The sequence below is a fragment of the Jeotgalibaca sp. PTS2502 genome, from assembly GCF_001975685.1.
Taxonomy (GTDB): Bacteria; Bacillota; Bacilli; order Lactobacillales; family Aerococcaceae; genus Jeotgalibaca; species Jeotgalibaca arthritidis.
Genome location: NZ_CP019433.1, coordinates 1,368,796 through 1,381,907, shown reverse-complemented (window position 1 = coordinate 1,381,907; position 13,112 = coordinate 1,368,796). Strand labels below are relative to the sequence as shown.

Annotated in this window: 9 protein-coding genes; 7 read left to right on the top strand and 2 right to left on the bottom strand. The window is 39.2% G+C overall.

Going from position 1 to position 13,112, the window contains the following annotated elements; genetic code table 11:
• Window positions 1–40: 40 nt before the first annotated feature.
• The gene (locus tag BW721_RS06735) at window positions 41–2,230 is read right to left on the bottom strand and encodes an LTA synthase family protein (protein WP_076767326.1); all 2,190 of its coding nucleotides are present in this window, start codon (window positions 2,228–2,230) and stop codon (window positions 41–43) included.
• Window positions 2,231–2,447: 217 nt separating this feature from the next.
• On the opposite strand from BW721_RS06735, the gene BW721_RS06730 reads away from it, so the two are divergent.
• Window positions 2,448–3,638, top strand: a complete 1,191-nt coding sequence (locus tag BW721_RS06730) for a class I SAM-dependent rRNA methyltransferase (protein WP_076767324.1) — start codon at window positions 2,448–2,450, stop codon at window positions 3,636–3,638.
• Window positions 3,639–4,050: 412 nt separating this feature from the next.
• On the opposite strand, the gene BW721_RS06725 is transcribed toward BW721_RS06730, so the two are convergent.
• Window positions 4,051–5,313: an NAD(P)/FAD-dependent oxidoreductase gene (locus BW721_RS06725; protein WP_076767322.1), complete on the bottom strand. Its 1,263-nt coding sequence runs from the start codon at window positions 5,311–5,313 to the stop codon at window positions 4,051–4,053.
• Between the two features lie 186 nt (window positions 5,314–5,499).
• Between BW721_RS06725 and BW721_RS06720 the strand changes: the two genes are divergently transcribed.
• The 6 genes from BW721_RS06720 (at window position 5,500) to BW721_RS06695 (ending at window position 13,105) form a co-directional block, all read left to right on the top strand.
• Window positions 5,500–5,685 (top strand): hypothetical protein, encoded by a 186-nt coding sequence (locus BW721_RS06720; RefSeq protein ID WP_076767320.1) that lies wholly within the window; start codon window positions 5,500–5,502, stop codon window positions 5,683–5,685.
• A gap of 36 nt (window positions 5,686–5,721) precedes the next feature.
• A complete protein-coding gene (locus BW721_RS06715) occupies window positions 5,722–6,030 on the top strand; it encodes a hypothetical protein (RefSeq protein WP_076767318.1) in 309 nt (102 codons plus the stop codon).
• A 119-nt stretch (window positions 6,031–6,149) separates the two neighbouring features.
• Window positions 6,150–6,851: an ABC transporter ATP-binding protein gene (locus tag BW721_RS06710; RefSeq protein ID WP_076767316.1), complete on the top strand. Its 702-nt coding sequence runs from the start codon at window positions 6,150–6,152 to the stop codon at window positions 6,849–6,851.
• 16 nt (window positions 6,852–6,867) lie between these two features.
• The gene (locus BW721_RS06705) at window positions 6,868–10,698 is read left to right on the top strand and encodes an FtsX-like permease family protein (protein ID WP_076767313.1); all 3,831 of its coding nucleotides are present in this window, start codon (window positions 6,868–6,870) and stop codon (window positions 10,696–10,698) included.
• Window positions 10,699–10,956: 258 nt separating this feature from the next.
• Window positions 10,957–12,120 carry an ABC transporter substrate-binding protein gene (locus tag BW721_RS06700; RefSeq protein ID WP_076767311.1) on the top strand — a complete coding sequence of 388 codons (1,164 nt, stop codon included), beginning with the start codon at window positions 10,957–10,959 and terminating at the stop codon, window positions 12,118–12,120.
• 106 nt (window positions 12,121–12,226) lie between these two features.
• The gene (locus tag BW721_RS06695) at window positions 12,227–13,105 is read left to right on the top strand and encodes a branched-chain amino acid ABC transporter permease (RefSeq protein WP_076767309.1); all 879 of its coding nucleotides are present in this window, start codon (window positions 12,227–12,229) and stop codon (window positions 13,103–13,105) included.
• The last annotated feature ends 7 nt before the right edge of the window (window positions 13,106–13,112 follow it).

Here is a 13,112-nt window from a genome sequence, read left to right as displayed (position 1 = left end):
AAAAAGCCTCCAACTCTGATTTTGAGTTGGAGGCTTTGCTTTATTCTATTTCTTGTGTTTGCGTGTCGTCGGCAGATTCTTCTTCTACATCTGTCTCTTCTGTTTCGACTTGGTTAGCTGGAAACTCAGGTGCATCAGTTTGATACAGTGGCACAGTAGACTCATCTTTGTTTTTCTTCAAGACGGATGTACTGTCTTCACCTGCTTCTAAATAATCGTTTAACAATTGACCTGGAGAATCCAAGTAATTAACGGATTCTTTATCAGCTGGCGTAAAGTTAGCTGGTGAGTAGAAACGAAGTAGGTCGCCATTTAAGACTTGATCAGACATATTTAATTGGGTTTGACCGACTTCTTTCAGGGCAAGTACTTCTTTTGTTAAATCTGTCTCAACGTCGAGTGTTGTTGCTAGCGTACGACCAGATTTTGTATCGTAAACATAGCTATCTAAGATAGTATAATCTGGTGTCACGACCGTTCCATTTCTAAAGACAACAGTTTGGTCATGCTCGTCAGAAAGTAAATCTTGTCCCATTTGAACGTAAGATTCTGTTTCGACACCAAGTAAATGAAGAACAGTTGGTAGAACGTCAACTTGTCCACCGAATGTGTCTTTGATTTCGCCGGTGCCAATTCCTGGAATATGGATGATAAACGGTACACGTTGTAGCATAGTGTTTTGGTAATCATTCCAAAGAGTTGGACTCTTGCCAAGCAACGGTGCTAACGTACGATTTCTTGAGTTTGAAATACCATAGTGGTCACCGTATAAGACAAACATGGTGTTATCATATAGGTCGATTTCTTTCAAGTATTGGAAAAATTCTTCCAATGCTTGATCGGCATAGTGAACCGTATTGAAGTAGCCGTTAATGGTTTGATCAGTCGTGTCAGGAATATCAAAAACAGTGTTTAATTCATCATCTGGGAATGGGAAGTGATTAGAAACGGTAACAAATTTTGAATAGAAAGGTTGTTCCATTTTTTCTAAATATTGAGCCGATTCTTGGAAGAATAGCTTATCTTTCAAGCCGTATTCCAATGAATTTTCTTCATTAAGAGTGTAGCTTGTTTCAGAACTAAAGAAATAATCATAACCCATTGATTTATAAACGTTATCACGATTCCAGAATGACCCCACATTGCCGTGAAAAACAGCTGATGTATAGCCTTTTGACTTCAACAATTGTGGACCGGAATGTAAGACGTTCTCGGCGCCTAGTTGTGTAAAGGCAGAACCTTGTGGCAAGCCGAATAATGAATTATCAACGAGCAACTCAGCATCACTTGTTTTTCCTTGGCTTGTTTGGTGGAAGAAGTTTTCAAAACTATAAGAGTCTTCACTATTGTAAAGGCTGTTTAGGAAAGGTGTCACTTTACTTTCAACACCATTTTCTTCAACCATAGATAGGTTCATTAAAAATTGTTGCATACTTTCCAAGTGGATAAAAATCACGTTACGGCCTTCAGCTTGACCGAAGTAAGTAGCGTTAGCTGCTGCGTGATGGTCTTCTAAGTAATCTAAAACAGGTGCCATATCTGAACTATCTGCGCTGGCACGAACCGAGTTAGCTTGGGCTGTTTTAACACTGTCATAAGCTGTGTATACATTTAAACCTAAGTATTTTACAATGTAGTTACGGTCAAATGTCCGTGTCAGTAGTTGTGGACGGTCAATTTCTGCTAGACTTAAGTTACCGAAGAATACGCCGACTGCCAAGGCTAATGTAGCAAAAGCGTATTGCTTTTTAAAAGCTTGTTCAGTATTTGAAAAAGAGACCTTCTTTTTATATAGGAAAAGAAGTAAAATGAAATCAGCCCAGTAGAGAATATCGCGCATATTTAACATGTTAATTGCACTGGTTCCGATACCGCCGCTTAAAGAAAAGGCGCTGAGAATCGTTTTGATTGTAATGAAATCCGTGAATTCTCGATAATACAGAATATTTGAAAACAAGAGTAATGTATTTAATGCATACAGAACCAAGAGTGCGCGGTAACCTTTTTTAGCGTCCGAGAACAGTAACGAGATCCCGAAGATAAGTAAGGTACTCGCAAGTGGATTAATAAACAAGAGCAGTTGTTGATAAAAACCATCAACTCCTAAAGAAAATTCCAATTGATAAGCAAGGTAAGTTTTCAGCCAGAATAGTAGGACCGCAATAAGAAAGAAACCGTAACGCTTAGGGTTGGTCTCTTTGATTTTTTGAAACAAGGTTATCCCCTCCATATGGACATATTTTATCAGTAAGTTTCAAGGTTTATTTTCATAAAAAAACGAATTGTATCTTTTCTGTTAAAAAAGTGTAAATTCGTATATGTATTATATGACTACCGTTATTAACAGTCAAATAAAGTTATGCGTTTGATGACTATTCTTAATGTTTATGTTGTAATATTGTGATAAAAGGCTTGAAAGTGAAAAAGAAATGAGAGTAGGAAATAAGATGAGTACAAGAAGAGCAATCAGTGTCACGCAAAAATCAGCGTCTTTTATTAGAAAAGGTGATCCTTTATTGGTGAAAGAAAGTTTTCCTAAAGAGCTTCACTTTGAAGAAGGAGAAGTCGTGTCATTAGTTGACCCACAAGGGCAGTTTGTAGCTAATGCTTACTTGGCTGTTCAAAACAAAGGATTAGGTTGGATTTACAGCTATCACAAGCAAGAGGCGTTTGATCAACCCTTTTTTATCCAGAAATTCCACGCGGCTTTTGCAAAACGTCAAGCTTTGTTAGATGATGAGATGACGACTGCTTTTCGTTTGTTTAACGCTGAAGGCGATGGTATTCCTGGTGTAACGATTGACCTTTATGATAGCTATGCGGTTTTCTCTTGGTACAGTAAAGGCATTTACCGTTATCAAGTAGAATTGATTAAAGCCTTTAAACAAGTTTTTCCATTTGTAACAGGTATTTACGAAAAACACCGCTATCAATCAGATGATCAGGCAGCTAGTGATTTTGTAGAAGGCCAACAAGCACCAGAACCACTCTATGTCAAAGAGAATGGCGTCATGTATGCGACTTACTTAGATGAAGGTTGGATGACGGGTATCTTTTTAGACCAACGTCATGTTCGTCAAGCGATTATGGAACGTTATGCGAGTGGTAAGTCTGTCCTCAATACCTTTAGTTATACGGGGGCATTTTCAGTAGCCGCTGCTATGGGTGGCGCTGCTCATACAACCAGTGTGGATGTTGCTAATCGCTCTTTGGAAAAAACGAAAGAACAATTTGTCGTGAATGGCATTGACCCAGATACGCAATTGATTCGTGTGATGGATGTTTTTGATTACATCCAATACGCTAAACGTAAGTCGTTAGCCTTTGATTTGATTGTCGTTGACCCGCCATCATTCGCCCGTACTAAGAAACGGACATTCTCAGTGGTCAAAGACTACAGTAAAATGGTTGAAGATTTAATTGATATTTCAGCAGATAATGCGATTTTTGTTTGTTCATCCAACGCCGCTAACTACAAACGTGATAAATTCAAAGCAGACATTGAAAAAGCCTTTAAAAATAAAGAAGTGGGCTGCCGCATTCTAGAAGAGCACCGCCTACCAGAAGACTTCCCAGCACCAGCTGCCAGTCAAACAAGCCAATATTTAAAAGTGTTTATTATTCAAAAGACTAAATAGAAAATTGCTCCTACAGTTGTTTATTCCAAAACAGCTGTGGAGTTTTTTTTATAGACTAGGGGATTATAAGTTCAGCCATCAATGTCTAGCTCCCAAGTCCTGGCCTACTGAAAAAAAGATAAATTTGCCCCATTGCGCGCTTCGCTGCTCATTCAGGGTCAAATTTCCTATTTTTTCATAGGCCAAGGCGGACTTGTCCGCTTTTCTTAGTTAAATAGTCGATACAGCTCTCTAAAAAGAGCTGTATCTTACATTCGAATGCTAAAATGTAAGATACAAGGTCACTCTCCTAGGCTGTATCTTACATTTGAAGGTCAAAATGTAAGATACAGCTGGATTTGAAGTTTTGTATCGACAAAAATGAGCGATACGAAACAAAAATGGACTTGGGAATATTCCCAAGTCCATTTTATTAGTCATCGATTGCGGCATGATAGCCAGAAGTATGCCCAGTAACGAAGGCACCTGTAATATTATAGCCACCTGTATAGCCATTGTAGTCCAATAATTCACCACAGAAATATAAACCGGGCATTAGCTTGCTTTCCATTGTCTTCGGATTGACTTCCTTAGTAGAGACACCACCACCAGTAACAAATGCTTTGTCTAGTGGATGTGTGCCATCAGCTTGAAAGGTAAACGATTTACAAAACTCTGCAAATGCTTGAATGTCTTTAGGGTTCAATGATTTAAGTGTTTGGTTTGGATCGATTCCTACACGCTCAAGCCCAAATAGTAAATAGCGCTCTGGCATTAAATCTTTCCAACCATTTTTAACACTTTTATCTGCGTGTTCTTTAATAAGCTTTTGCATGTCTTGTTGAAGCTGTCCCAGACTTTGTTCTGGAAAAACGTCCAAACTCATAGTTACAATGTCCACTTTATCGCGTTTCTTTGTTTGATGAATAAACATCGAACAACGAAGGGCAGCAGGGCCAGAGACACCAAAATGGGTAAAAATCATATCCATTTGATGATTGGTCACTTTTTTACCTTTTTTATTTAAGACACTTAAGGCAACGTTTCTTAGTGATAAACCTTTTAGAACACGTTCTTTAATAAAGGGTTCTGGTGACGTAATAGGAGCTTCTGTTGGATAAAGCTCTGTAATCGTATGACCGACTTCCTTAGCAAAACGGTAGCCATCGCCTGTTGAACCTGTTCGAGGTAATGACTTTCCACCAGTAGCTAAAACAATTCGGTCTGCCGGCAGAATGTCACCGGAGTCGAGTTCAACACCTTCAATAGCGTTGTTCTGAGAATAGATAATGTTAGTAACTGTTGCCTTGGTCCGAACCGTTACGCCTTGTCTTTTCAGTTCTTCAATAAAGGTTTCCAAGATCGTTCTCGCCCGGTCTGTGACCGGGAACATCCGACCATGGTCTTCCTCTTTTAGTGCAACACCACGTGATGTAAAATATGTCATAATATCGAACTGGTTAAATTGGTTAAAGGCGCTGTGTAAAAAACGGCCATTACCAGGGATATGAGCGATAATTTCTTCTTCAGGTCGGTTATTAGTAACATTACATCGGCCTCCGCCAGTAAGTAGCAGTTTTTTGCCGAGATCGTTGTTTTTTTCAACGATTGTTACGGCTGCACCAAATTCTGCAGCAGTGGCAGCAGCCATTAGGCCACTTGATCCGCCACCAATGACGATAACGTTTTTCTTCATAATAGTTTCCATCCCTTTCTAGGGGTCTTGATAAGACCATTTTAACATAATCAGTGGTCTCAACCTATGCGAAGATTGTTCACAATTTTATTTAAAAAATGGCTAAAGAAAATGGACAAATAGCGTATAATATTAAAAAATGATGAATTTGCTTGATTAAGCGATTAACAGAAAGAAGGCAGAAAAATGGAATTTGAAAAAGTTATTGCTCAAAATCATACGAGTGAGCATTTTAAGGGAATACATTTAACCCGAGCACAGATTGAAAGTATCGTTAAAGCTGGACAATCAGCACCGATTGTTGATGAGCTGCGAGACCAATTCCATATTTCTGTGATTAGCAGTGAACGTGCATTGGAATACTTAACATAAAGCGGTAAGAATATTCCAGCTTATTTAATAGAAGAAGTGAGTTTAGGTGGACCTGTTTACTTTATTATTTCTGTTAAGGAAAGTGACTTGTCTGAAGAATCTGCCCACCTTTATGCAGGCATTGTAATGGGTAACATGCAATTACAAGCAACCAATAGTTTCTTGGGTTATCGATTTGCCTCTGAACAAAAGAAAGTTACTTTAATCGACCAAGTTTTAAAAGAGCGTTTAGAAATTCCCCAAGATTTTAAACCTGTTCAAGTTTTGAAAGTTGGTTACGTTGAAGAGGATATCAAAAAGAGAAAAGTTTCGCATGGCGAAGTTTTAACTAATATCATTAAGTAATGAAAAGCAACGCCGTGTTCGCAAAGGACACGGTGGTGCTTTATCTATTTAACAATTTTAAGTATAATAATATCAAAGAAAGCAATTTTGACTATTTAATATAGAAGAGAAGTGACGGCATGAGTTATGTGAGCTTAAAGAATATTAGTAAATACTACCAAATGGGTGACAATAAAATTGTTGCGAACGATAATATAAACTTTGAAATTGAAAAAGGTGAATTTGTAGTTATTTTAGGTCCGTCAGGGGCTGGTAAGTCAACCGTCTTAAATATATTGGGTGGCATGGATATGGCTAGTGAAGGTGAAATTATCATTGGTGGCACTAATATTGCAGACTACACAGAAAAAGAACTAACGACTTATCGTCGATTAGATGTTGGATTTATTTTCCAGTTTTATAATTTAGTTCCTAATCTTACTGCTAAGGAGAATGTAGAATTAGCATCGCAAATTTCTGGAAAGGCCTTGGATGCTGAAATGGTTCTGAATGCAGTAGGCTTGGAACAGCGTATGGATAATTTTCCTGCCCAATTGTCTGGGGGAGAGCAACAGCGTGTGGCCATTGCGCGAGCGATTGCTAAACAACCGAAGCTACTCTTATGCGACGAGCCAACGGGTGCCCTTGATTATGAAACAGGCAAACAAATTTTGTCCTTATTGCAAGATACCTGTCGTAATACAGGCACGACGGTCATTGTGATTACGCATAACCAAGCCATTGCCCCAATGGCAGACCGTATTATTGAAATAAACAATGCCAAAGTTCGGGCAATCCGCCAGAACCCTCAACCAAAGGCTGTTTCAGAAATAGAATGGTAAAGGACTGACAACTGTAATGAAGAAGAAAGCACTATGGAAAGATATTTGGAAGGAAGTTTCCAATAATAAGGCACGATTTATTGCCTTGCTCGCCATCATTACATTAGGTGTTGGTTTTTATGCAGGTATTAGTGCGGCAGGACCAGACATGTTGAAAATCGCTAATAATTATTACCGAGATAACCAACTTTTCGATTTGAAAATTTTATCTACTTACGGCATTGTCGATAAGGACATCGAAGCAATCGAAGAAGTTCATGGCCTAACATTCGAGGCAGTTAGCACCATAGATGTGGCGGTTGAAGCCGATGCTTACCTATTAAAACTGTATCCTTATCAAGCAGGCAAGCAAAGCATGAATAACTTTGAGATAGAGTCTGGTCGCTTACCTCAAAAAACAGGTGAAATCGCATTAGATGCTAGCCAACAATTGAAGTATAGCTATCAAATTGGTGATCAAATCCATTTTGACATAGATAACCAAAAAGAGAGCGCCGACGAAGAGGCAACGATTCAAGTCATTGATCAAAGCTATACAGTGGTTGGTTTTGTTCATTCGCCTATTTATATTGAAAACATTTCAAGGGGAAATACTAGTGTTGGAAAGGGGACTTTAGATGGGTTCGGTGTTGTTGTAAAAAATGATATAATCGCAGATATTTATTCAGAGGTCTATGGACGATTTAATAATAGCGAGTCTCTCATCGCCTATACAGAAGAGTATGAATCTTTAGTCGACAAAAAAGCCAATGAAGTAGAAGTCACTTTGAATGGCCGGCCGATTGAACGGATCAATGAAATCCGCAACGATGCCCGTAAAGAGCTATTTGACGCAGAAAAAGAACTGGAAAGCGCTCGTCAAAAATTGAAAGATGCTGAAGAAGAAGTACTATCTGCCCGCCAAGAACTGGATGCAGGCAGAGCAGAATATGAGGCAAATCAGGCACTCTTCGACAGAGAAATTGCAGATGCACAAGCCCAACTTGCCCAAGAACAGGCTAAACTAGATGAAGCTTGGGCAGCCTATCGTAGCGGCCTGGATCAGTGGCAAGAAAATGCACGAAGCTATGCCGATGCTAAGGCAAATTGGCAAATTCAACGCGATCAGCTACTCCAACAACTAGATGCGGCAGTTTCTTTAGAAGCTCTAGCGGAGAATCCAATTCCAACACCCGAAGGAAAGGCGTTAGGGGAGCAAATCCAATTATTATTGGTTGGGGAAGCGGAAGTTGAACGTGCCCAAAGCGAGCTTGAAATTTATGGTGAAAGTTTGCAAGCTCAAGAACAATTATTGGAAGAAGGACAAGCAGACCTCCTGCTTGCTAAGGACCGATTAAACCAAATCCAATCCGATTTAACAGCGGCGGAAACGGCTCTTCAGTCACAAACAGATTTGTTGGCTAACCGTCAGAGTCAATTGCAACTGGTGAAGGAAATTTTACAAACACCTTATGACTCACTAACGGAAGAACAGAAATCGACCTATTTACAAGCGCTAAATGACCAAGGAGCTCGCACGGATTTGTTTGCTTCAACCCTCGCTTATTTAAAAGGAGAAGCTACAGCTGATACCATTCCCTTATCGGAAGAAGAACGCCTCCAATCCAGCTTAGCGACTGGCATTAACCAACAAACAGAAACAGTTAGTAGACTCCAATCAAACGCTTCAACCCTTCAAGTAACAATTAAGCAAGCTGAAACTGACTTATTAGACCAAGGTCAGATGCTGATTAATGCAAAAGATGTTTATGCAACAAGTGTGGTTAATCTTGACCAAAAACAAAAAGAATTAACACAAGCTAAAAATATCTTACAAAATAAAGTGCAACTCGCTATGCAAGACATTCAAAACCAAGTGGTTAAGGCGGATAAGCAGTTTGAAATCCAAGCAGATGCATTAGAAACAGCTCGAACAGAATTAGCAGCTGGTCGTAGCGAACTTGAGTCAGGACAAGCTGAAATCGACAAGGCATACAGTAAGTTTAATGCTGACAAAGTTGCAGGACAAGAAGCACTTGATGAAGCTTTTCAACAATTAGAAGAGGGAGAAGCGGACTATTTAGAAGGGGTTGCTAGCTTTGAAGTAGAACGGATAAAAGCAGAAAATGAAATAGCCGATGGCGAAGCAGAATTGGCGACAGCCAAAGAAGAACTAGCAGATTTAGATACACCTGTTTATTTTGTTCAAGATCGGACAATCAATCCCGGTTATCAGAGTTACCGTGATAATGCAGAACGTATTTCTGCTATTGCAACCATTTTTCCGATATTCTTTTTCTTGATTGCAGCGCTGGTTAGTTTTACGACGATGACCCGTATGGTTGACGAGCAGCGTCAACAAATGGGAACGTTAAAAGGATTAGGCTATGGCAATCTTGATATTGCAAAGAAATTTGTAGTCTATGCTGCAGCCGCTTGTTTTGGAGGAACAATTTTAGGATTATTAATTGGCTATAACTTGTTCCCAAGAGTAATTGTAAAAGCCTACAGCACCTTATATACTCTGCCAGAACTAAACATTAGCTATTACCCATCATATGGCATCCTATCTTTACTCGTAGCGTTACTTTGTACGATTGGCCCAGCTGCATATACAGCTCACCGCGCCCTAAAAGAAAGCCCAGCCTCATTGATGAGACCGAAGTCACCAAAAAATGGTAAGCGTGTCTTACTCGAACGGCTGCCATTTGTTTGGAACCGCCTAGGATTTAATGGCAAAATTACCGTTCGTAATCTTGTTCGCTATAAATTAAGAAATAGCATGACGATTATTGGTGTCGCAGGGAGTACGGCTCTCATTCTAACTGGTTTTGCCATTACCAATTCAATATCTGGCTTGGCACGTATTCAGTTTAGTGAAATTGCTACTTACGATGCGGTAGTTGCCTTAGCTGAAAATCAAACGGCTGAGGATGAAGTTGGTTATCAGCAATTGAAAGATGCTTATTCACAATTGGATAATAGTTTATTAACCTTACAGGCATCTTATAAAGCAGATCGACCAAGCATTTCTACCCAAGATGTAACCATTTTTGTGCCAGAGACAACGGACAACTTAGCCGATTTTGTAAAGTTAAAGGATCGCAAGAATGATGAGTCTTATCAATTAACTGACGACGGTATTATCGTAACAGAAAAGCTAGCCCGTTTAATGGCCGTTGAAGTGGGGGATGAATTAGTTATTCGTGATGACCAAGAAGTGAGCTACCGTATGCCTGTTCAAGCGATTACTGAGAATTATACGGGACATACCATCTACTTAACGGCAACTTTATATGAAGAAATTTTTTCTGAACGCTTCGAGGCTAACACAGAATTATTAACATTTAAAGAAAAAGGGGACTGGGAACGGCAGTTTGCTGAGGAGAGTATGGACGCAGGCTACATTAACTTGATTACATTTATCGATACAATCGATAAACAATTCTCTGATACTTTGGAAATATTGGATTTAGTGACTGTAGTCTTGATTATCTCAGCTGCAGCCCTAGCCTTTATCGTCCTTTATAATTTGACCAATGTGAATGTATCAGAACGAATTAGAGAATTATCAACGATTAAGGTACTCGGTTTTTACCATACGGAAGTGAGCATGTATATTTATCGCGAAACACTTATATTAAGTTTACTAGGGATTTTAGCTGGATTTGGACTGGGCCGTTTACTGACCGTAGTCATCCTGGGGATGGTTGAAGTGGACTTTATGCTCTTCCCAATTACCATCTCATTGTCGAGTTATCTCTATTCTTTCTTGTTGACCATTCTGTTTTCTATGATTGTTATGGTCATTATGCACTATAAATTAAAACATGTTGATATGATTGAGGCGCTCAAGTCAGTTGAGTAGTCGTCTAAGAAATGGAGCTAGTTGCTTGCTAGCTCCATTTTTTTTGAAAATGAAAGAAAAGATGATTTTCAAAATGAAAAGAGGGAGGAAATTGACTTTTTGATAGAAAAAAAGAAAAAGGTTCAAAAACAGGTTGCTTAAATTGTCAGAATATTCTATACTATGAACATTAAAAATTAAGGAGAAAAAAGATACTCTCCTAATTTTATAAACGATCAACAGCAAAGATGAACTGCGTTGAACATGGAGGGAATATATATGAAGAAAAAGTTTTGGTTAGGACTAGCATCTACAGTGCTATTGGCTGCATGTGGAAACGGGGCAGATTCTGATTCATCAAATGGTGGGGCAGCAGATGCGTCAGGCGCAGTAATTGGTGGTAACTTTGAATTATCAGGCGGTGCAAGTGCATACGGTACGCCAATGGATCAAGGTGTAAAACTTGCTGTTGAAAACATTAATGATGCTGGTGGTGTCTTAGGTAAAGACGTTACTTACATCAGCTATGACAACAAAACAGAACCTCAAGAAGCAGCCAGTGTTGCGACTCGTTTAGCAACAGAAGACAATGTTTCAGTAATCATTGGACCTGCAACAACAGGTGATGCGAATGCTCAAACACCAGCTGTAACGCGTGCAGGTGTGCCAGCGATTTTACCAGCTGCAACAGGTGACTCTGTAACGAAAGATGGCGAAACAGTATGGGAATATATTTTCCGTGTTTGTTTCCAAGATTCATTCCAAGGAGAAGTTTTAGCTAACTTTGCTCAAAACAATCTATCTGCTACAAAAGCAGTTATTGTTGTTGATAACTCAACTGACTACGGTGTGGGATTAGCAGATGCCTTTAAAGATGTCTTCACGGGTGAGATTGTCCAAGAAGAAGTATTCTCAACGGGTGATACTGACTTCCAAGCGATTTTAACAAATATCCGTAACTTAGACTACGACGTTATTTTTATCCCAGGTTACTATGAAGAAGCTGGTTTGATTATCAAACAAGCTCGTGAAATGGGAATTGAACAACCGATTTTAGGACCAGACGGTTTTGCTAACTCAGTATTGGTTGAATTAGCAGGCGCTCAAAATGTGAACGATGTGTACTATACAGGACACTTCACACCAAATAGCGATGACCAAAAAGTAAAAGACTTCTTAGCAGAATATGAAGAAACTTACGGTGTAGCGGCTGACTCATTTGCAGCCTTGGCTTACGACGCAGCTAACTTAGCATTTGCAGCAATGGAAGAAGCTGGATCAACTGATCCTCAAGATGTAACAGATGCGCTAACAACAATTACAGACTTTGAAGGTATTACAGGAACATTCTCATTGGATGAAAACCATAATCCAATTAAAAACACATTCGTTATCGAGCTTCAAGAAGGTGTTGAAGTAGCGAATACAGTTGTAGAACCATAGAAATAAAGATTATTATTGTTAATGCTTTTCGAAAGGAGGCTAGGACATCTGTCTCAGCCTCCTTTTCTGCGGAAAGTATCATTAAAAAGAAAAAAGAGGTGTCATTATGGAGAGCTTTATCCAGCAGATGATAAACGGAGTCTCACTGGGAAGCATCTACGCGCTAATCGCACTTGGATACACCATGGTGTACGGTATTATTAAATTGATTAACTTTGCACACGGTGATATTTACATGGTCGGTGCTTATGTTGGTTATAGCCTAATTAGTAATGTTGGGCTTAGTCTTGTACCAGCGCTTATTCTATCCATGTTATTTTGTGCGATTCTAGGTGTTTTGATTGAGAAGGTGGCTTACAAACCACTAAGAGGAGCAACGCGAATTGCGACTTTAATTACCGCAATCGGGGTTTCTTATTTATTACAGAACTTGATGATTTACTTTATGGGAGCAGGGAGAAGAGCCTTCCCATCTGCTTTAGAAAATCACATTTTTAAATTTGGTAACATCGCTATTAATAGCCAACAAATTACCATTATTTTAACAACTATTTTCTTGATGATTGCTTTACAAGTCATTATTAAATACACCAAAATGGGTAAAGCCATGCGTGCGGTTAGTACCGATATGGATGCTGCCCAATTAATGGGGATTAATGTGGATAATGTCATTTCCTTTACCTTTATTTTAGGATCTGCCTTAGCAGGTGCAGCAGGAGTATTAGTTGGTATTTACTATAATTCAATTAATCCACTTATGGGTGTGACACCCGGTTTGAAAGCCTTCGTAGCAGCTGTGTTTGGTGGTATTGGTATTGTACCGGGTGCCATGGTTGGTGGCTACTTAATTGGAGTCATTGAAACAATGGTTAGTGCTTACGGTGGGTCAATGTATAAAGATGCAGTTGTTTACCTCATCTTAATTATTATCCTTATTGTGAAGCCATCGGGTATCTTCGGCAAGAATACAAAAGAGAAAGTGTAGGTGAGTC